The sequence below is a fragment of the Altererythrobacter sp. C41 genome (genome assembly GCF_016803135.1).
In the GTDB taxonomy this organism is placed as follows: domain Bacteria; phylum Pseudomonadota; class Alphaproteobacteria; order Sphingomonadales; family Sphingomonadaceae; genus Pelagerythrobacter.
Window position 1 is genome coordinate 48955 of record NZ_JAEVFE010000010.1, and the last position, 20788, is coordinate 69742.

The 20788-nt window shown below is 63.9% G+C and carries 15 protein-coding genes, 1 pseudogene and 1 riboswitch; of the genes and pseudogenes, 8 read left to right on the top strand and 8 right to left on the bottom strand.

The window, feature by feature from the left end; translation table 11 throughout:
- Nucleotides 1-355: 355 nt before the first annotated feature.
- A complete protein-coding gene (locus JNO53_RS13735; protein WP_203112551.1) occupies nt 356-2212 on the top strand; it encodes an ABC-F family ATP-binding cassette domain-containing protein in 1857 nt (618 codons plus the stop codon).
- Between the two features lie 182 nt (nt 2213-2394).
- On the opposite strand, the gene JNO53_RS13740 is transcribed toward JNO53_RS13735, so the two are convergent.
- A complete protein-coding gene (locus JNO53_RS13740) occupies nt 2395-4065 on the bottom strand; it encodes a M28 family metallopeptidase (protein ID WP_203112553.1) in 1671 nt (556 codons plus the stop codon).
- A gap of 532 nt (nt 4066-4597) precedes the next feature.
- Nucleotides 4598-4811, top strand: a riboswitch (cobalamin riboswitch).
- Nucleotides 4812-4923: 112 nt separating this feature from the next.
- On the opposite strand from JNO53_RS13740, the gene metE reads away from it, so the two are divergent.
- Nucleotides 4924-7227 (top strand): 5-methyltetrahydropteroyltriglutamate--homocysteine S-methyltransferase, encoded by a 2304-nt coding sequence (metE, locus tag JNO53_RS13745; protein ID WP_203112555.1) that lies wholly within the window; start codon nt 4924-4926, stop codon nt 7225-7227.
- A 4-nt stretch (nt 7228-7231) separates the two neighbouring features.
- A complete protein-coding gene (locus JNO53_RS13750) occupies nt 7232-8014 on the top strand; it encodes an acyl-CoA thioesterase (protein WP_203112558.1) in 783 nt (260 codons plus the stop codon).
- A 117-nt stretch (nt 8015-8131) separates the two neighbouring features.
- Here the strand turns inward: JNO53_RS13750 and JNO53_RS13755 are convergent.
- Nucleotides 8132-8370: pseudogene (locus tag JNO53_RS13755) on the bottom strand (tyrosine-type recombinase/integrase); the annotation flags it as partial.
- A 162-nt stretch (nt 8371-8532) separates the two neighbouring features.
- Here JNO53_RS13755 and JNO53_RS13760 point away from each other — a divergent pair.
- Together JNO53_RS13760 and JNO53_RS13765 are read left to right on the top strand one after the other, a co-directional pair.
- The gene (locus JNO53_RS13760) at nt 8533-8772 is read left to right on the top strand and encodes a ribbon-helix-helix domain-containing protein (RefSeq protein ID WP_203112567.1); all 240 of its coding nucleotides are present in this window, start codon (nt 8533-8535) and stop codon (nt 8770-8772) included.
- Nucleotides 8769-9095, top strand: a complete 327-nt coding sequence (locus tag JNO53_RS13765) for a type II toxin-antitoxin system RelE/ParE family toxin (RefSeq protein WP_203112570.1) — start codon at nt 8769-8771, stop codon at nt 9093-9095. The genes JNO53_RS13760 and JNO53_RS13765 overlap by 4 nt, the downstream gene beginning before the upstream one ends.
- 162 nt (nt 9096-9257) lie before the next feature.
- On the opposite strand, the gene JNO53_RS13770 is transcribed toward JNO53_RS13765, so the two are convergent.
- The 4 genes from JNO53_RS13770 to JNO53_RS13785 form a co-directional block, all read right to left on the bottom strand.
- On the bottom strand, nt 9258-10268 hold the full coding sequence (locus tag JNO53_RS13770) for a M14 family metallopeptidase (protein ID WP_203112573.1): 1011 nt from the start codon (nt 10266-10268) through the stop codon (nt 9258-9260).
- A 178-nt stretch (nt 10269-10446) separates the two neighbouring features.
- Nucleotides 10447-13497: a TonB-dependent receptor domain-containing protein gene (locus JNO53_RS13775; protein WP_203112576.1), complete on the bottom strand. Its 3051-nt coding sequence runs from the start codon at nt 13495-13497 to the stop codon at nt 10447-10449.
- Between the two features lie 16 nt (nt 13498-13513).
- Nucleotides 13514-14461, bottom strand: coding sequence for an alpha/beta hydrolase (locus JNO53_RS13780; RefSeq protein ID WP_203112578.1), 948 nt, complete (start codon nt 14459-14461; stop codon nt 13514-13516).
- Nucleotides 14461-15846, bottom strand: a complete 1386-nt coding sequence (locus tag JNO53_RS13785) for a dicarboxylate/amino acid:cation symporter (RefSeq protein ID WP_203112626.1) — start codon at nt 15844-15846, stop codon at nt 14461-14463. Before JNO53_RS13785 ends, JNO53_RS13780 begins: the two co-directional genes overlap by 1 nt.
- A gap of 201 nt (nt 15847-16047) precedes the next feature.
- Here JNO53_RS13785 and JNO53_RS13790 point away from each other — a divergent pair, with 201 nt between their 5' ends.
- Nucleotides 16048-17733, top strand: a complete 1686-nt coding sequence (locus JNO53_RS13790) for an ATP-binding protein (protein WP_203112580.1) — start codon at nt 16048-16050, stop codon at nt 17731-17733.
- On the top strand, nt 17730-19073 hold the full coding sequence (locus tag JNO53_RS13795) for a sigma-54-dependent transcriptional regulator (protein WP_203112582.1): 1344 nt from the start codon (nt 17730-17732) through the stop codon (nt 19071-19073). Before JNO53_RS13790 ends, JNO53_RS13795 begins: the two co-directional genes overlap by 4 nt.
- Before the next feature lie 356 nt (nt 19074-19429).
- Here the strand turns inward: JNO53_RS13795 and JNO53_RS15485 are convergent, their stop codons facing one another.
- Both JNO53_RS15485 and JNO53_RS13800 read right to left on the bottom strand, forming a co-directional pair.
- Nucleotides 19430-19558, bottom strand: a complete 129-nt coding sequence (locus tag JNO53_RS15485; protein WP_274380886.1) for a hypothetical protein — start codon at nt 19556-19558, stop codon at nt 19430-19432.
- Entirely contained in the window at nt 19555-19884 is a 330-nt protein-coding gene (locus tag JNO53_RS13800; protein WP_203112584.1) for a nuclear transport factor 2 family protein, read from the bottom strand. The genes JNO53_RS15485 and JNO53_RS13800 overlap by 4 nt, the downstream gene beginning before the upstream one ends.
- A 118-nt stretch (nt 19885-20002) precedes the next feature.
- Here JNO53_RS13800 and JNO53_RS13805 point away from each other — a divergent pair, with 118 nt between their 5' ends.
- On the top strand, nt 20003-20788 hold the full coding sequence (locus JNO53_RS13805; protein WP_203112586.1) for a LysR family transcriptional regulator: 786 nt from the start codon (nt 20003-20005) through the stop codon (nt 20786-20788).

The window sequence follows — 20788 nt, forward strand, 5'->3', positions numbered from 1 at the left end:
CTGTTTTGCGGCCCAGATCGCGCTGCCGTCCTCTTTGCAGTCGCCCGTCTGGTGCTAAACCGCGCTAACTGAGTGTCCGCAATTGCGTCGTGTGCGGACTGGCTCTCCCCAAATGAACGATCTGCGGAGCCGACATTGCACGCGGCGGACCATCAGTTGGCCGGAGCCGCCGATATAGCCGCCGTTCGGAGGTCAAATTAGCTTCCGGAGACCGGCCGTTCGTTTATCACTAGCCTGGGCTTACGAAATGGCGCGATATTGGGCGAAGGCAGGTCGTTCCTTTGGACCGGAGCGCGCTGGGATTCGCAGATGATTCCGGCTTGGGGCGTACCCACCACGCTGCTACGGCGCGCGCATGCTGGCCATCAATGACATTACCGTACGGCTTGGCGGCCGCACCATCCTCGACCGCGCTAGCGCCGCGATTCCACCGGGTGGAAAAGTTGGCCTGATCGGCCGCAACGGCGCGGGCAAGTCGACCTTGATGAAGGTGATTGTCGGTCAGCTCGATCCCGACGAGGGCGGAACCGAGATGCCGCGCCGTACCCGGCTTGGCTATATCGCACAGGATGCCCCAAGCGGTTCGACCACGCCCGTAGAGGCGGTGCTGGCGGCCGATGTCGAGCGCGCCCAGTTGCTGAAAGAATCGGAGACCTGCGTCGACCCGGACCGGCTTGGCGACATTCACGACCGGCTGCTCGCGGTCGATGCCTATAGCGCGCCGTCGCGCGCTGTCCGCATCCTGACCGGCCTGGGTTTCGATGAAGCGATGCAGGACCAGCCGCTCGACAGCTTTTCCGGCGGCTGGCGCATGCGCGTAGCGCTTGCCGCACTGCTGTTTTCCGCGCCCGACGTGCTGCTGCTCGACGAACCGTCAAACCACCTCGATCTCGAAGCGACCTTGTGGCTCGAGAGCTTCCTCAAGTCCTACCCCGCGACGATAGTCGTGATCAGCCACGAACGCGACCTGCTCAACAATGTCGTGGACCATATTCTCCACCTCCAGGGCGGCAAGCTGACACTCTATCCAGGCAGCTATGACAGCTTCGAGCGCCAGCGGGCGGAACGCGCAGCGCAACTTTCCGGGGCCAAGGCTTCCCAAGATGCGCAACGCGCCCGGTTGCAGGATTATGTCGCGCGCAACAGCGCCCGAGCGTCGACCGCCAAGCAGGCGCAGTCACGCGCCAAGATGCTGGCAAAGATGCAGCCAATCGTCGCGCTGATCGATGATCCCTCGCTGAGCTTCAACTTTCCCAATCCGAGCGAACTGCGGCCGCCGCTGATTTCGCTGGATCTTGCCGCGGTGGGCTATGCAACTGACGCGCCGGTGCTGCGGCGGCTCAATTTGCGCGTCGATCCGGACGACCGAATTGCTCTGCTCGGCCGTAACGGCAACGGCAAGACCACTCTCGCTCGCCTGCTCGCTGCGCAGCTTCCCACGATGGAAGGCGCCATGAATGCGTCTGCCAGGATGAAGGTTGGCTACTTCACCCAATATCAGGTGGAGGAACTGGCCACGGATGCCACTCCGCTGGAGCATATGAGCCGCGTGATGGAAGGTAAGCCGCCCCGCGAGGTTCGCGAACAATTGGGACGCTTCGGCTTTTCCGGCGATCGCGCGACCACCGACGTCGGGCGGCTGTCCGGCGGCGAGCTGGCGCTGGCCCTGATCACCCGCGATGCACCGCACCTGCTGATCCTCGACGAGCCGACCAACCACCTCGATGTCGATGCGCGCGAGGCGCTGATCCAGGCGCTCAATGACTACTCGGGAGCCGTGATCCTGATCAGCCACGATCGCCACATAGTGGAACTGACTGCCGACCGATTGGTGCTCGTCGATGACGGCACGGCCAAGGACTATTCCGGGAGCATGGAGGACTATATCGACTTCGTGTTGGGCCGGAATCAGCCCAGGAAAGGCCCGAACGTCAAACCCCCGAAGACGAGCCGCAGAGGGTCGAACAAGGCGCGCAAAGAGGCGCGCACCATCAAGGCGGAGGTCACGGCGGTCGAAAAATCCATCGCCAGGCTCGAGACCCAATGTTCCGAAATCGACCGGGCGATAAGCGAACCCGTCCAATCTCTACCGCATCTGGCCGGCAAGACCGTCGCCGACTTGCTGGTGGAAAGGGCGCAAATAGCAAGTGCGCTCGAAAAGCTTGAAGCGGAATGGTTGGCTCTGGGCGAGCGGCTAGAGCGCGCGGGGTAATGGTGGAGCAGCCGCGGTACAACAGGCTTTCAGTTGGTGCCTACTCCGCCCAAATTCCTATCGCTCGCGGCATAAATTACTCCATCCAGCGCGCCTCTAGGACCGGCGCTGCGGGTGAGCAATTGGGCCCCTGAAACAAGTTGAGGTGACGATCTTTCAGTGAAGTGAACTTCGTTTCCACTTCACTGGTTGCGCACGGCCTCGCTCGCCTGGCGGATTGCCTTGAATTCGGAGCCGTCCTTCCAGCCAGGCCAGCGCTCCGAGTTCGCGAGTTCGGTACCGATGTCGCGAAACAGCGCGATGTCCTGCACCGCGCCCGTGAGATCCCAGTCTTCGTTCCAGGCGTCACACGCCGCATGATAACAGCGCCCTGTGTAGTCATCGACCCAGGCCTGCCCCGCTTGCTTGCCTCCCTCGACGAGGTCGGAGGCACCGGCAATGCCCATCAGCAGCAACACAGGCACGCCGCGCTTGGCGAAGCTGAAATGATCGGCGCGATAGAACAGGCCCCGCTCAGGCAGACTTTCCTCGCTAACCGTACGCCCCTGTGCCTTGGCAAGGCGCGCGAGGTCGTCTTCGAGCGCCCCCTGGCCCTTGCCGACGAGGATCACGTCCTTCGCCCGCCCGGCAGTCTGCAGGATGTCGATCCCGAGATTCGCAACAGTCGTATCGAGCGGATAGACCGGGTTGGCAGCGTAGTATTCGGAGCCCAGAAGCCCGCGTTCTTCTGCCGTCCAGAAGGCGAAGACCACGCTGCGCTCCGGCGACCGCGCGGCTTTGAAGGCGCGCGCGATCTCGAACAGCCCAGCGACGCCAAGTGCATCATCGTTTGCGCCCGCGCGGTAGATTCGCCCTTGCGCGTCGGGCTCGCCCTTGCCGTAAGCGTCCCAGTGCGCGCCGTAAATCACGGTCTCACGGGGCCGCTGCGTTCCGGTGATTTTGGCCAAGACGTTCTGGCTCTGCACCACCTCGTGCTCGACTGGGAATGCGGCGGTGAAGGTGGTTTTCAGATCGACCGGCTGGAAGTCCTTGCGCCGCGCCGCCGTGCTCAACTTTGCGATGTCGAGCCCGGCCTTGGCGAACAGAGAGTTCGCCGTCTCGCCAGAGATCCAGCCCTGCAATGCGAGGCTGGTCACATCCTCGGGCTTGCGCACGACATCGTAGTTCTCGCCGCCGGGGCTCTCGACCACGTTCCAGCCGTATCCCGCGCCTGCCGTCTCGTGCACGATCAGGGCCCCCACCGCGCCGCGCCGCGCGGCTTCCTCGAACTTGTAGGTCCAACGACCGTAGTAAGTCATCGCCCGCCCGCCGAAGGCACCGGCCACCGGCTCCCCCTCCACGGCGTGGAAATCGGGGTCGTTGATCAGGAATACGGCGACCTTGCCCGTGAGGTCCACATCCTTGAAGTCGTCCCACCCGCGCTCGGGCGCGCTCACACCGTAACCGACGAATACGAGGGGCGCGTTTTCGATACGCGCCGTGTCGTTCGGCTGCAGCGTCGAGAGATAGATATCGCTGGGAAAGCCGAGCGCCTGCGTCTCGCCGCCGTGCTCGAACGCCAGCGCGCTTGCCTCGCCCAGTTCCGTATGAAGCAGCGGTACGCGCTGGGTCCAAGTGCCGTTCTCGCCGCCCGGCTCGAGGCCGAGCGCTTGCAGCCGGCCGATCAGATAACCGATCGTCCGCTCTTCGCCGACCGTCCCCGGAGCGCGTCCTTCGAACTGGTCCGACGACAGTGTGCGGACCGTCTGCTCGAGTTTGTCGGCATCGATTCCGGTGGAATCGTCCGCCCCCTTCGCCGCACCCGGCGAGGCAAGACAAAGGGCCACAGCGGCGGCAGCAAGGCACGATTGCATAATAATCCCCCGGCTTGGGTGCGGCCTCTGCCTAGCCGCCAGGGTGGCGCTTGTGAACCGGGCCCGGAGGCTGATCGATCGACGCCGAGTGGTTCGCGGAGGCATGCGATGGCCGATGCGTGCTTCCGCGAACAAAGCCGTCGTTCCCACGTCGAATCTTACCCACCGTAACCAGCCATATGTTCATGCACCACGCGGATTTTCGCGTCGCAGAATTGGGAAATGGCGCTGGGTGACGTGGCGGACGGCGATTGGATGGAAACGATGGCTGGTTACCCAGTCAGCAATGCTAATTCCTGATGAGGAGCCCAGCGGGTGTTGGGGCATAGCGGCGCCTCGTAGGGGCAGTGGTGGCGCTGGCGTTTCTCGTGCCCCTGTTCGGAATCAGCCTTGCCCTGGTGGTTCTGGCCGAGCGCCTCATGTTGCGTCGCGCGGCTTCAACGAGGCGCTTCGCAAGCCTTCGCGGCTGAAGATCGAAGGACGCATATAAAGAAATCCTTATATCGAGACTTGACCCGATCGAGTGAAGCGCCGATTGTCTCCCCGTCGAGGTTCTCCGGCCGGTTCGCCGCGCCGGAGCTAAGACGGGAAGCCGGTGCGCCCCGCAGGGCAAGGCCGGCGCTGCCCCCGCAACTGTAAGCGGCGAGCGGCGGTCCATTCACGTCACTGGGGGCTCGCCTCCGGGAAGGCGGACCGCTCCGTGTTGACCCGCGAGTCAGGAGACCTGCCTCCGACGCGATAACGTCCACCGGCGGGGTGCCCGGTCTGGTCGCTTGCATGGCGCGCGTCCGGGTTTCCCGCCGCGCGTCCGGCGCGCGCGCCCGATCGGTCATCCCGTCTTCATCGGGGTAAATGAAGATGACCGTTTCCGTAGCTACCTTGGGGTTCCCCCGCATCGGCCCGCGCCGCGAACTGAAGTTCACGCTCGAGAAATTCTGGGCCGGCAAGATCACCCAAACCGAACTGGAAGACGCCGCCGCCGGCCTCAGGACTGCGGCGTGGGCGCGGCAGAAGGCGCTCGGCGCCGACTGGCTGCCATCGAACGATTTCTCGCTCTACGATCACGTGCTCGACACCAGCATGATGCTCGGCGCGATCCCCGCGAGATACGATGTCGAGAGCGCCGAAGACGCCGGGCTCGAAACCTATTTCGCGATGGCGCGCGGCACGACTGGCGGCTCGCGCTGCCGGCACGCGCATGGCAGCGTCACCGCCGGCGAGATGACCAAGTGGTTCGACACCAACTACCACTTCATCGTCCCCGAGATCGAACCGGGTGCCAGGCTGCAACTCGGCAGGCCCAAGCCGCTCGAGGAATATCGCGAGGCCAGGGCCCAGGGGTTCGAGACGCGCCCGGTGCTGCTCGGGCCGATCACCTGGCTGAGCCTCGCCAAGGGGCACGGCGTCGATCCGTTCGACCTGCTCGACGAGGTGCTGGGGCACTATGTGACCCTGCTCGGCCTGCTCGAGCACGCCGGCGCCGAATGGGTCCAGATCGACGAGCCGATCCTCGTCACCGACCTGACCGAGCAGCAGCGCCGCGCGCTCACCCGCGCCTATGCCAAGCTCGGTCGCGCTGGACCGAAAGTGATGCTCACGACCTATTTCGGCGGGCTTGGGGAGAACCTGTCGCTCGCGGCCTCGCTGCCGGCCGCGGGGCTGCACATCGATCTCTTGCGCGCGCCCGAGCAACTCGATGCCGTGCTCAAGGCGGTGCCCAAGGACCGCCTGCTCTCGCTCGGCGTGGTCGACGGGCGCAATATCTGGCGCGCCGACCTTGCCTCGCTGCTCGACCGGCTGGACTCGCTGGCGGCGCAGCGCGACCTCGTCCTCGCACCATCGTGCTCGCTGCTGCATGTGCCGGTCGATCTCGAACTGGAAGGCAAGCTCGACGACGAGCTCAAACAGTGGCTCGCCTTCGCGGTGCAGAAGATCGAGGAGCTCGACCTGCTGCGCCGCGCGCTCAACGAAGGACGCGACAGCGTGGCGGATGGACTCGCGGTTGCCGCATGCGCCAGCGAAGCGCGCAAGACCGCCGCGCGCATCCACGACCGCGCAGTCGGCGAACGGATCGCTGCGCTCACGCCCGGCATGCGCGAACGCTCCGCCGGGCACGCCGAACGGATCAGCGCGCAGGCCGAAGTTCTCGATCTTCCAGCTTTCCCGACCACTACGATCGGCTCGTTCCCGCAGACCACCGCCGTTCGCAAGGCGCGCGCCGAGCACAACCGCGGTGTGCTCGACACGGCGAGCTACGGCGCGTTCCTGCGCGAGGAAACCGAGCGCGCGATCCGCTGGCAGGAGGAGGTCGGGCTCGACATGCTCGTCCACGGCGAATTCGAGCGCAACGACATGGTCCAGTATTTCGGCGAGAAGCTGTCTGGGTTCGCCTTCACGGTGAACGGCTGGGTCCAGAGCTACGGCTCGCGCTGCGTGCGCCCGCCGATCCTCTACGGCGACGTGTCGCGGCCCGAGCCGATGACGGTCGACTGGTGGCGCTATGCGCAGGGGCTCACGGAAAAGCCGGTCAAGGGCATGCTCACCGGCCCGGTCACGATCCTCAACTGGAGCTTTGTGCGCGACGACCAGCCGCGCGAGGCGAGCTGCCGTCAGATCGCGCTGGCGATCCGCGACGAGGTGCTCGATCTGGAGGCCGCAGGCTGCAAGGCGATCCAGATCGACGAAGCTGCGCTGCGCGAAGGCCTCCCGCTACGCCAGCGCGATTGGCAACACTATCTCGACTGGGCAGTCGACTGCTTCCGGCTCGCCGCCGCCGGGGTCGGCAATGCGACGCAGATCCACACGCATATGTGTTATTCGGAGTTCAACGACATCCTGCCCTCGATTGGCGCAATGGATACCGACGTGATCTCGATCGAGACCGCGCGGTCGCAGATGGAATTGCTCGAGGCCTTCGCCGCCTACCGCTATCCGAGCGCCATCGGACCGGGGGTCTACGACATCCACTCCGCACGCGTTCCGGGCGAGAACGAGATGGTCGAGTTGATGCGGCAGGCGCAGAAGCACCTGCGGCCCGAGCAGCTGTGGGTCAATCCAGACTGTGGACTCAAGACGCGTGGTTGGGACGAGGTCCGCCCGGCAATCGCCGCGATGGTGTTAGCGGCGCGAACGCTGCGCGCTGAAACACAAGTGGAGGCCTGATCCGATGAACGAGACAGAGGGCGCGCGGCTGATCGACATCGTATTCCCCGGCGATACCAACCACCACGGGACGCTGTTCGGCGGGGTCGCGCTGGCGCATATGGACAAGGTGGCGTTCCTCGCCGCCTCGCGTCACGGCCGCGCGCCCTTCGTCACCGCCTCGTCGGAGAAGATCGACTTCGCCGCCCCCGCGCGCGAGGGCGACATGGTGGAAGTGACCGGCCGCGTGGTGCGCGTCGGCACCAGTTCGCTCGACGTCGAGGTCGAACTGGTGGCCGAAGTGCCGGTATCGGGCGAGCGTCGGCTGTGCACTCGCGGCCGCTTCACGCTCGTCGCAAGGAAGGGGCTCGGCACGCGCCTGCCGCTTCCCCCTATGGCCGCACCCACGAATCCGGGCGACGTGCTGCGACTCGCGGAGATGGTCTTCCCCGGCCAGACCAATCACTATGGCACGCTCCACGGCGGAGACGCGCTGCGCATGATGGGCAAGGCGGCCTTCATCGCCGCCACGCGCCATGCGCGCGAGGTGCTTGTCATGGCCTCATCCGACCGGATCGACTTCGTCGCCCCGATCAAGGAGGGCGACATGGTCGAGCTGGTGGCCGACGTGAAGATGACCGGGCGCAGCTCGGTCCGCGTCGCGGTCGAACTGTGGTCGGAAGACCTTCTTAGCGGAACGCGCGCGCATGCTGCGACGGCGCTGTTCACGCTGGTAGCCGTCGACGAAGGTGGTGCGTCGAAACCGATCCGCGCGTCGGCGGTGGGTGGCGTAGAGCGAGAGCCCTGACCAGCGACGCTGGACAAGCAGTTGCCCAGCGTCCTTTTTTATTGTTCGTCAGAAACTGAGCAATTCTTCTCGCGTCGGCGGGCTCGGAGGACGGCATTCCGTCCTCGCCTCAACTGGTCAGATTTCGGTTCGTTCAGCGAGCAAAGGCGCGTCCTCGATATCGACTCCGAGATATCGGACGGTGTTCTCGATTTTCGAATGTCCGAGCAGGATCTGCACCGCTCGAAGATTGCTGGTTGCTCTTGAGAGCATCGATGCCTTGGTCCGCCGCATCGAATGCGTGCCGTAGGCTTCGCGTCGGAGCCCGATGGTTGCCGTGTACTCAAGTGACCGAGATAATCGATCCTGCTTGGAAAGGCCGCCGATCGTGTATGGCGGGGTCGAGGTCTGAATGTCCCATGATAGTTCTCCGATGACCTGAATTGGTCGATCAGAAGATATCAAAACGGTGGGCGGGCGTGGCGATTGAGCATCGCAGCATCTTGGCAAATTTTGCCATACCTGATATATCATAGTCCATGTCGACGATGAACATCTCGCTTCCGGATGCCCTCAAGGCGTTTGTAGACCAGCAGGTCAACGTGCGTGGTTACGGCACGAGCAGCGAGTATGTGCGAGAGTTGATCCGGAAAGATCAGGACATTCAGCGCCTTCGCGAAATGCTTCTGGACGGTGCAAGTTCTGCAGCCACGGCGCCGGTCGATACCGGCTATTTCCAAGGCCTTCGTGACCGCGTGACGCAACGCACGAGGGCGTGATTGCAAAACCGGTCATACCGCGCGCCAAAGCGCGGGCGGATGTCGACCTTGCGGTTGAGCATTACGCGGACGAAGCTGGGCCAGATGTGGCCTTCAACTTCATTGACGCACTCGAACAGGCCTATACCTTCATCGGCGAAATGCCGGCGACGGGATCTCCACGGTGGTCTCATGAGCTGAACTTACCGGGGTTGAGGACCATCGGGCTGAAAGGATTTCCGTGGCTTGTTTTCTATCTTGAATTCGAGACCCATGTGGATGTCTGGCGCGTGCTTCATACTAAGCGGGACATGCCAGCTTGGTTGGCCGATGTGGATAGCTAACGCCGCCGACAAAGCCGACGCTTGCCGCGCTTCAACTGAGCGCCAAAACCGGTCCTTCCTTCACGCGATGAGTTACGGCACCTTCGTTTGATCAAATCCAGACTGACTGACCCATAACGAGCGAATCCCAAGTTCGAGTTCTGGGTGTCGTCCGCCTTTCCCTTACATTTTGTCGAGCAGCATGATCTGATCGAGAAACGATTGGGCCAGCACAGCCGCCGCCCGGCGGGTCGCCTGGTGGTCGGCTTCGTCGCCGACTTCGTAGGTGTAGGCGGGAATGCCGTAGGTGGCGCTGAACCAGTTCTTCGCGGTCCCGGAGCCCGGATTGGCGTTGCGGCGCTCGATCGAGAAGGGATAGCCGGGCAACGCCGCTGTCTTGTCGCCCAGCCACCCGGCGAGGAATCTTTCCTCGCGTGCGCCGGTTTCGTCTTCCCCCTGAACGTAGAACAGGTTTCGCCTGGTCGAATGAAAGTCGAGCATGGCTACAGGACGAACCGATCGCGGCGCCGCGTCGAGCCATTGCTTTACCGCCTGGGTCTCCGGCTGCGAAAAATCGCCCCAGTCGCGATTCAGGTCTTTCCCGCCGCGATTGGCGCGCCAGTGGCCGCGGGCGACCCCGTCGGGGTTAAGGACCGGCACTGCCAAGAATTGAATCCGTCCATTGTCCAGTTGGCCGGCCTCGATCTCGTCGGCCACCGTCTGCAGAAAGGCTTCCATCGCGATCGCCCCGGATACTTCGGGCGGGTGCTGTCGGCCCAGCAAGACCACGAGCGAAGATGCGGCGGGATCGCCGAAGCGGACCGCGGAGATTGGTCGTCCATCGAGTGACCGGCCCAGCTCGACTCTCTCGGCCTGCGGCAAGGCCGCCAGGCGATCGAGCACGAGGTCGTGGCGATCCAGATCGAAAGGCTCCTGTGCCGCGACGATCCCGCTCCCGGCGGGAATATGCACTCTCGCGCTCGATCCGTCTTCCACAACATCGACCGGCATGGCGGTTACCGTAGCCCCGCTTATCAGCTTCGGGAGGTAGCGGTGCCTGGCTCCCGCGTAATCCAGCCGGACGGAAATGCCTTCGTCGCCGCGCGCGACGAAGCTGAAGGCATACCAAGGGCTCGGGTTGATCGGGGGCGCATGCTCGGGCGTGACGAGGATGGCAAACTCGCGCTCACCCAATATCGCGCAGGTGGAGTTTGAGGCGGTCTCGAAATCGAATGCGACGCTCGCGCTCGCGGTCGAACAGCTCGACTTTTCGGAAGATGCGAAAAGCTCGGGGGGAGGCGCCGTAGCGCATCCCCCCAGGGCCGCCGCGGCGCCTGAGTTCCAGAGCAGACGACGCAGGCGACGCGACGCTTCAGAACTTCTTGCGCAGCTCGACATGGAACACTCTCCCCCGTGCGCTGTGCAGGTCGCTGTAGAAGCCGTAGGTCTCGTCCGCGAGGGGCGGATCTTCGTCGAACAGATTGTTGATCGCGAAGCGCAGCCGGGTCCCGTCGAGTGGCGTGTCGTTGTTGATCGAGTAGGCGACGGACAGGTTCATCGTGAAAAAGGGATCGACGGGGAAGAAGTTGGCGTTCGGATCGTCCGAAACGATCGGATCGTCGCGCGAGACGCTGGTGTCGTAAACCCTGCCGACGTAGTTGCCGAACAGGCCGACGTCCACCGGTCCGCTTTCCCAGTTGACCGATCCGCTGAAGCGCCATTTCGGCCTGCCATCGACTTCCAGCAGCTCGCCCAGCCCGCCGACCGTCACGTCGAGCGGCACGATACCCGCGGCAATACCGTCGAGCAGTTCCTGGCCGTCGGGGCCGGCCGACTGGACGAAGCTTTCGAGCCGGGCAGCGTTGAGGCGAAGACGGAATTTACCGAGCCCGAAATCGGGCACGCGGTAGAACAGTCCGAAGTCCCAACCCTTCGATACGCGGCTGTCCAGATTGAGGTAGTCGTCGATGACGTAGTCGATCTTGCCTGCCGGAGCGATACCCGTCCCCTCGAACAGGGCGATGTCTTCGGCGGTCGGCGCAAGGCGGACCACATTGGGGTTGGAACTGCCCTCGAGGCGGCGCAGGTAATCGAGTGCGATCGCGTTGTCGTCGCCGAAGGTGCCGACAAGGCCCGTCTGCTTCACTCGCCAGTAATCCGCGGTCAGCGTCAGGCCCGGGATGAAGCCGGGTTCGAGCACCACACCCAGATTGATGTTCGTGCTGTCTTCGGGGACGAGATTTTCAGTGCCCGAACGGAAGCTGATGACTCCGGCTCCGGGACAAGCGCCGAGATCGTCGATGATGCCCTTTTCAACCTGGGCCTGGCAGACGATGAAATCGTCACGGGTGTTCGAACGGGTAGTGCCTTCGTCGTTGACCTGCACCAGGTTCGGAGCCCGAAAGCCCCGCGACCAGGCACCGCGGAGCGTAACCCCGGGAACGACCGTCCAGGACCCTGCGATACGCGGCACCGCTGCCGTTTCATCGATGTCCTTGAAGTGTTCGAGGCGACCGGCGAGCTGGAGGTTCAGTTCCTCGACCAGGGGAATGTCCAGATCGGGGCTGACGAGCGGCACGAACACCTCGGCAAAGGCGGAGTAGACTTGACGCTTGCCGCTGGTATCGGGTGATGGACTGGTCCCTGCGACGTCGCTTCCGTTGAAGTCGCCGGTCACGCTGTCGGTGAACGTGATCGTGCCGTCGAGCCGCGGATCGCGATCGTCGTAGAAGGTCTCCTTCCGCCACTCCACGCCAGCCGCAACGCCGACATCGCCACCCGGCAATGAGAACAGGTCGTCGCGGCTGACCTTGAAGTCGGCCAGCGCGAGCGAGGTGCCACTCTTGCGGAACACCGAGATCCTGAACGGATCGATCGAGGATTGCGGATTGGGCGTGCAGTCGCCGTTGCCCGGATCTTCGAGGCAGCCGCCGTTGAACGGGTTGTATGCATCGGGGGTCGTAAGATTGATCTGCTGCTGCATCAGCGTGAGCGAGACGCGATTGCGCGCCAGGTCGATCGTATCGGCCTCGGAATAAACGAGACCGGTATCGAAGTCCCAAGCGCCGAAATTGCCTCGCAGGCCCGCGACCATGCGGTAGACATTCTTGTCGACCGAGACGTCGCGGTTACCCGCGTCGACGAAGCGGTAGCGCTCCATGATCAGATCCGCGCCGTCGTCGGAGATGGTCGTCCCCGGCAGTCGCTCCGGATTGGGCTGACCGTCGCGCATCGCCGGGCCGAAGGGATTGTAATAAGCGTCGCGCGAGATGCCGACCGGCACGGCGCTGAGGATCGCCGACGGCGTGATGTTGCGGCGGTTCTCCGACCGATAGTAGCTGGCCTCGACATAGGCCTCGACGTTGTCAGTCAGATCGTAGTTCAGCAGCGCCATCGCGTTGTAGCGGTTCTTTCGGCTGATCAGGTTATTGCCGAAATTGCGGTTGTAGCGAACGGCCGATGTCGGCGTCGATCCGCTTCGCGCGCAGATGCCGCCGCCGAAATCGAGATCGCAGTCCGGGAAAGTGCCCGGCTGGAGATAGAAATCGTCATCTCCGATCGGCGTGCTACCGGAAGGGGCCTGGATGTCGAACTGGCCGAACGGGCCGAACGTGTTGCGGTTGTTGAACGAGGAATCGCCCTCGAAATCGGTGCCTTCTACCAGGGGAAGGCGGTTGTCGTCGGCGGCATAGTCCCGCTCTGAGGCCGGCATTCCGTTTTCGTGGAAGTATCCGCCGTAGACGGTCAGGTTGCCGCGGCCGCCGCCGAAATCGAAGCCGAGCCCACCACTCAGGCGATAGCTGTAGAGGCTCGTGCCGTCGGACGCGCGCCAATCGGCTTCGAGGAAACCGCCCCGCAGGTTGCCCTTGAGCACGGTGTTGATGACGCCGGCAACCGCATCGGCGCCATAGATCGCCGATGCGCCGTCGCGCAGTACCTCGATGCGCCGCACGCTGCCGGGGGCAATCTCGTTGGTGTCGGACGAAACGACGGGCACCAGCAGTTCGGTCTGGAAGCCGGGATGCAACGTCATGCGCCTGCCGTTGATCAACAGCAGCGTATTGCCCGTGCCGAGATCGCGCAAGTTGATCGAACCGACGTCTCCGCGCGCGTTGTTGGCGGTCGTTTCGTTCTGCTCATTGAAGGCGACGGTTCCCGCCTGCGGAATGGCGCGGAACAGTTCGTCGCCGGATGCCGCGCCCGTGTTCTCGATTGCCTGTTCGTCGAGCACTGTGACGGGCAGAACGTCGTTGATCTTGGCCCCCTGGATCTGTGTTCCGACGACAACGATCTCGGGTTCGGTTGGCTGAGGCTCTCCGGCCGGCTGTTCGGTCTCCTGAGCCCAGGCGGCCATGGGGGCTGCGCCGGCGAAAAGGCTGGCCCCGCACAGCAACGCCATTCTGGTGATCTTGAACGTTTTCATGGGTTTCTCCCTCCCCTTATCCGTTGTCTGGATTGCGCTTGGTCTGCCAAGCCTCGAATATTTCCGGCCACTGGCTCAGGATTTCGTGCGGAGTGCCGAGCCCCCAACCGTGACCCCCCTCTTCGAAAATGTGCAGCTCGGCCGGGGCACCCTTGGCCACCAGGGCCTGAAACAGGGCGATCCCATGCCCGGGCGGCGTGATCGGGTCGTCGGCTGCCGAAAAAATGATCGTCGGGGGCGCACCGGAGGACGCGTGGGTGTCGAGCGACCAGGCCTCCTGCGCCTCGAGACTCGGATCCGGACCGATGATTTCACGCCGGGTCCGCGTCGTGTCATAGGGCTTGCGCAGGGAGACGACCGGGAACAGCAGCACGGCGAAATCAGGCCGGGCGCTTGCGGCCTCGAAGCGATCGTTACCTTGGTAGAGCTTTCGATCGGGCAGGAGCGCAGTATAGCCCGCGAGGTGGCCGCCTGCCGAAAACCCCATGATCCCGATGGCATCGCGCCTGACCCCGAATTCGTCGGCCCGGGTCCGGATGATCTTCATCGCTCGCTGCGCGTCGGCGAAGGGGGCGCTTGCCTCCCAGCCGTCGTTCGGCAGGCGGAAGATGAGCTCGAAGACCGTGTAGCCGCGGTTCTGGAGCCAGCGCGCCGCGGGGGTCGATTCCTTCCACAGCTGGATGCGGAAGTATCCTCCGCCACCCAGCACCAGCACCGCTTTGCCGTTGGTCGCGTTCGGACGATAGACGCGCATCCGCGGGTTGGAGATATTCGATACCGCGCCGTATCCCGACCCCTCGCCGCCGATCTTCTCAGGTCCTGCGGGGCCGCCTTTCCCCGGTGGAGTGCCCGGCCAGAGTGCGATTTCCTCGTAAGGATGGGCTGCGAGCGGCGAAACCGGCGAAATGACCGATGCGGCGGCGATCGTTCCGGCCGCGCCCAGTACCGTGCGTCGGGTGACCATCAGGCATCTCCTCCGGAATGTACCATCGCGGGCTGGTGCGGGCTCGTGCGCTCGTGACGCTCGCTGTCCTCGTCGGGGAGCGGCAGCGGCTCGCCCCCCATCGCCGCTGCGAGCCGACCCTTGTCGAGCGCGCCTTCCCACTTGGCCACGACTATGGTGGCGACCGCGTTGCCGATGAAGTTGGTGAGCGCCCGGCATTCGCTCATGAAGCGGTCGATGCCCAAGATCAGCGCCATGCCGGCGACCGGGACCGAAGGCACGACCGACAGCGTCGCCGCGAGGATCACGAAACCGGCGCCCGTCACGCCCGCCGCGCCCTTCGAGCTGACCATCGCGACCAATACCAGCGCCAGCTGTTCACCGAGCGAAAGATCGATGCCTACCGCCTGGGCGATGAACAGAGCGGCCAGGGTCATGTAGATGTTGGTGCCGTCGAGATTGAATGAATATCCTGTCGGCACGACCAGCCCGACCACGGTCTTTCGACAGCCGGCGACTTCCATCTTCTCCATCAGACTCGGCAGCGCGGCTTCGGACGAGGACGTGCCGAGAACCAGCAGCAGTTCCTCGCGCAGATACTTGACCAGCGCGAAGATGGAGAAGCCCGTCAGTCGGGCCACCAGCCCCAGCACCACCACCACGAACAGCAGCGAGGTGAGGTAGAACGTGCCGACCAGCGCCGCCAGGCTGACCAGCGAGCCGATCCCGAATTCGCCGATCGTGAAGGCGATGGCCCCGAACGCGCCGATCGGCGCGAGCTTCATCAGCATGTGGACGAGCTTGAACACCACCTCGTTCAACGAGGTAAGAACGTCGAGTACGAGATCGCTCTTGGGGCGCGTAGCCGACAGGGCGACTCCCGCGAGGATCGCCACGAGCAGGACCTGGAGGATGTTCCCCTCGGTCAGGGCGCTGAACAGCGTGGTGGGAATGATCGCCAGTAGAAAGCCTGACAGCGTCTGCTCGTGCGCGGTATCGGCGTAGGCGGCGACCGAGGACTGGTCGAGGGTGGCCGGGTCTATGTCGAGGCCGGCACCCGGCTGCACGACGTTGGCCACGATCAAGCCAATGATCAGCGCCAGCGTCGAGAAGAACATGAAGTAGGCAAGCGCCTTGACCGCAACGCTGCCGACCGCGGTCATGTTCTTCATCGAAGCGATGCCGGTCACGACGGTGAGGAAGATCACCGGGGCAATGATCATCTTGACCAGATTGATGAACGCGTCGCCCAGCGGTTTCAGCGAAGCGCCGAGATCGGGCATGAAATGTCCGAGCAGCGCGCCCGCGACAATCGCCGCGAGCACCTGGACGTAAAGCATCCGGTAAAACGGCTTGTGTCGCGGCCCTGCGCCGACCGGAATCCGGTCGTGATCGATCGCTGCCATTGCTTCAGTCATCCTCTCTGCGCCATCTGCTGGCGTCCGTCCGATACAGGCTAGGCGTGACCAAGCGACGATGCCTAGCAAGGCGTGAAAATTTTTTTTAGCCAACGAACTCAAACGCATATGTGCGGCTAAGCGTGAGTTTGTGCGAAATTCCGCACGCGCTTTTTGACAACTGTGCGAAATTTCGGACACAGCGGAGGCGTGCGACGCTTTGCAGGTCTTTTCCGTTCGCGCGGCAGGCTGGTCGCGCTCGTCGCGACCGCACTCGTATTGCTCGGCGCGGCGGTATGGTCGATCGATCGCCTAGCCCGGACGAGAGCCCTCGCGTCGGCGCAGGAAGATGCGCGCAACGAAGCGATGATTATCGCGACCAGCCTGCAGGCCGAGCTCGACAAGTTCAGTCTCGTGCCGCTGGTGCTCGCGGAAGATCCGCAGGTGAATGGCCTTCTCTCCGGTGCGTCGGACGGGAGGGGGGCGCTTAATCGCCGGCTCGAGGACCTCGCCCGTCAGACGAACGCCGCCGTGATCTACCTGATGGACGAAAGCGGGCAGACGCTGGCTGCGAGCAACTGGAACTTGCCGACCACGTTCGTCGGCTCGAACTACAGTTTCCGGCGCTATTTCCAGCAGGCCATGGAGACGGGTTCGGCAACCCAATTCGCCCTCGGCACCGTCAGCCGCAAGCCGGGCCTGTACATCGCCCAGCGGGTCGTGGTCGACGGGCGACCGGTTGGCGTGGTCGCGGTGAAGGTCGAGTTCGACGCGCTCGAGGCCAATTGGCACGTCGCAACGCATGGAGTCTTCGTAACGGACCGCGACGGGGTGGTCCTTCTGGCGAGCAACGAAGACTGGCGCTTCAGGGCGATCGACCCCGCATGGGCATCCGCACGCGATCGCGATCTGGATCGCCAGCAATTCGGGGTGGACGCTCTGGAGCCGCTCGATCTCGGGAGCCGCTCCGGAATCGGTGGGGCGGTGGCCGCCCCGCTGTTCGATACCGAGCAGCCCATCGCGCTCGATGGCTGGACTCTGCACCTGCTGGCCGATCCCAGGCCGCGCATCGATGCCGCGGTTGCCAATGGACGCTTCTACGCCCTGCTTGCGATCGCTTTGGCCGGAGTCGTGGTCGCGCTGGGACTGTACCTGCGTCGCCGTCGCGAACTACTGGGGGAGGCCCTGCTGGCCGAACGGACACGCACGTTGAGCGAACAGCTCAATCAGGCCAACCGACTGGCTACGCTGGGTCAGGTGTCGGCGGGCGTCGGGCACGAGATCAGCCAACCGGTCGCGGCGGTTCGCGTCTTTGCGGAGAACGGCGAGCGTCTGTTGTCTGCCGGCAGAGCGGCGGAAGCGGGCAGAAACTTCCAGCAGATCGTCGACCTCACCGAACGGATCGGCAGGATAACCTCCGAATTGCGACGGTTCGCCCGCCGTGACGTTGCCGAACCTCGCAACTTCCCGCTCGAAGAAGCAATAGAGGGCGCGCTCCTCCTGCTTCGCGACCGGGTGGAACGGTCGGGGACGGCGCTGATCACCCCACTCGCCGAAGAATGCGCTGTTGAGGTGCGCGCGGAACCCGTGCGGCTCGAGCAGGTGCTCGTAAACTTGTTGCAGAATGCCCTCGACGCGACGGGCCCGAAGGGCAGGATCGAGCTGTCGGTCGTGAGCGAGGCCCGATTCTGCCATCTGAGCGTGAAAGACGACGGCCCCGGCTTGAGCCTCAAGGCGAGGGAACAGCTCTTCCAGCCGTTCGCCACCACCAAGCGGGACGGGCTCGGCCTCGGGCTGGTAATTTCGCGCGGCATCATGCGGTCGCTCGGCGGTGACTTGTCGCTCGGCACCGGCGATGGCGGGGCCGAATTCATAATGAGGATTCCCCGCGCATGAGCTCCGTGGGCCAAATCCGGGTCGTCTTTATCGAGGACGACGCGCCGCTGCGCGAAGCGGTGGTGCAGGGCCTCGAACTTGAGGGCATTTCGGTCGAGGCGTTCGAAGCCGCCGCACCCGCGCTGCGGGGGCTGTCGCGCGACTTCGAGGGTGTCGTCGTCAGCGATATTCGCTTGCCTGGTATGGACGGCCTGGAAATGTTCGAAACCCTCCGGACCCTGGACGACGAACTGCCGGTGATTTTCACCACCGGTCACGGCGACGTGGCGATGGCAGTCGAGGCGATGAAGAACGGCGCGGCCGACTTCCTGACGAAGCCCTATTCATCGGCCGCCATCCTCGACGCGATCCGACGCGCCGCGGGCAGGCGCGCGCTGGTCATTGAAAACAGGCGATTGCGCGACGCCCTGCGCAGCCGCACGATGCCGGCCCTGCTCGGCAGTTCGGCGCTGGTCGACCGGTTGAAGCGCCTGGTTGCGGAAGTAAGCAAGGCCGAGATCGACCTTTTCGTGACGGGCGAGAGCGGAACCGGGAAGAGCTTTCTCGCGCGCCAGATCCACGACCTGAGCCCGCGTCACGACCGCCCCTTCGTCACCATCGGAGCCGAGACCTGGGCGCACCAGGACGCCGAGCTCATCATTTTCGGCCGCGACCCGGGAAGCGCGCTGTCGCGATCGGGGCTGATCGAACGGGCTAGCGGCGGGACGCTGTTTCTCGACGATATCGAGACGATTCCCGTGCCGCTCCAGGCGCGCATGCTCGGCGTGGTCGAACAGCGCCGCTACAGGCCGATCGGGGCGGCCCGCCCTCGCCAGGCGAACCTCCGGATCGTTTCGGCCGCGCGGAACCTGCCGGTCGGCGGAACGGCGAGCGACGGTGTCAGCCGATCGCTGATCAATCGCCTCCAGGGCGTGACGCTGGCGCTGCCCCCCCTCGTCTCCCGCCGCGAGGACGTGCCGGTGATATTCCGCCATTTCGTCGCCGAGTTCGAACGCGAGTTCGACCGGAGTGCAAGACCGGTAGACGATACGATCTGGCAACATCTGATGACGCACGCCTGGCCGGGCAATCTGCATGAATTGCGTGCCTTCGCACGCAATCACGTACTGGAACTGGATTCATCCGCGGGACCGGGGCCGGGCGCGTTGGGCGGACAATCGAGTACGCTGCGCGATCGGCTCGCCGCCTTCGAAAGGGCGATTCTCGAAGACACCCTGCGAGATACCCGCGGAAACATTCCGCAAGCGGTCCACAGACTCGGCCTCCCGCGCAAGACACTGTACGACAAGTTGGCCAGACACCGGCTCGATCCCCGCGCCTATCGCCTGAGCCGCGATTGAAAGCATGGGCGAGCAGACTCGTCCGCAGCGGCAACGGAAGGGCCCATCGCCCCGAGCCCCTTGCTATCCAGTTCGAATGGCAGGCCGTCTCCGTCCGAGTAGCACCCCGGCCCCTTGAGCGAGCGAATTGGAGTGTGTGCCCCTTCCCGCCTCACCACCCTTTTTCCACCCGACGCCTTTGGTGAGATGTGGTCGGATCGAGCGGAACGGATTTACGCGCGGAAATGCCAGCCCCTTAGGAGGGCGATGGCAAAGCGGGAGGAATTCCGGAATCCGACTCAATCGAATTTGTTTTAAATAGATTCCTGAAGGCCTGAGCCTGGTCACCCCACATATTACCTCGGGAGGTCCGATTTTCAGCAGCAATGGCATGTAACGAGTTTGGCGCCCAGTTCCTCGAACAATGCCACCGTGGCGGCTCCCGCTCCGCGGGTGCCGGAGGTGATCAGCGCGCGCTTGCCTACGAGTGTGAGGAACGGGATCATGGGACGATCTCCAGCTCGGCGATCTCTCCGCCATCAAGGGCAAAGAAGTAGCGCAAGTCGACGGGACTGCCGGGAAAGTCACCGACCACGTGGCAGGTGACGACGATCCGTCCATCTTCGTCAGCGATCGAAAATGGCTCCGCGGTGTAGGTGTACTTTGCCGAGGACTGATCTTTCCATCTGCGGATCGCGTCGCGCCCTGCATAGCTGTGCCCCTCGTCCCTGACGACAGCCACCGGAGCAAAGCATGCGGCGACCGCCTCAGCGTTTAGACCTTTATCTGCTTCGAAGTAGTCAGCGATTGGTCTGGGTAAGTCGATAGCCATCGCTCGTCTCCTTTGGTGATTGACTGATTGGTCATTCTGAGCGGGATCCAATTTAGCTATGGACGAACTCGCCGATAATCGGGTCAAAGCTTGATGAAACGTCACGATTTGAGGGACAATGAAGCGGCACGCTCTGATTGAACTGGATGCTGTTCTCGCGATCGCCCGACGAGGCTCGTTCCGCGGCGCGGCACTGGATCTCGAGATGTCGACGACCGCGCTCAGTAACGCCGTTGCTAAACTGGAGCGCCAACTCGGCGTTCGCCTGTTCAATCGGACGACGCGCAGCGTTTCGCTGACGGATGCCGGAAGAGACTTCGTCGAACAAGTTGGGCCGCCGTTGCAGGACATTCACGATGCGATGAACGCAGCACGTTCGCAGCAGAAGATTCCGTCAGGCACGCTACGCATCAACGCCTTCGCGACGGCGGCGCGCGAAATCCTGTCCCCGCTCATCCTGAAATTCCTGAAGCTCTATCCTCACGTCCACATCGATCTGGTTACCGAAGGCAGGCTTGTCGACGTCGTCGCCGAGGGGTTCGACTTCGGCGTCAGGTCCCGGGATCTGGTGCCGAGTCACATGATCGCCGTGCCATTGGGTCCGGCCCGGCGAAATGTGGTGGTGGGCTCGCCGGCGTATTTTCAGACGCACGGCAAACCGCTGGTGCCGCCGGATCTGCTGCACCATGCATGCCTGCGGATACGGCTTCCCAACGGCGCTCCATATCGCTGGCAGTTCGAGAAGAACGGTCAGCCGGCGCAGATCGACGTCGCCGGCCCGATTACGCTCGACGAGGCGAGCCTTTCACGCATCGCTGTGCTGCAAGGCGCGGGCATCGGTTATGTTGTGTGCGGACGTCACGCTCTCCGATGGTCAGCTAGAATTTCTAGACGGAACGGGTAG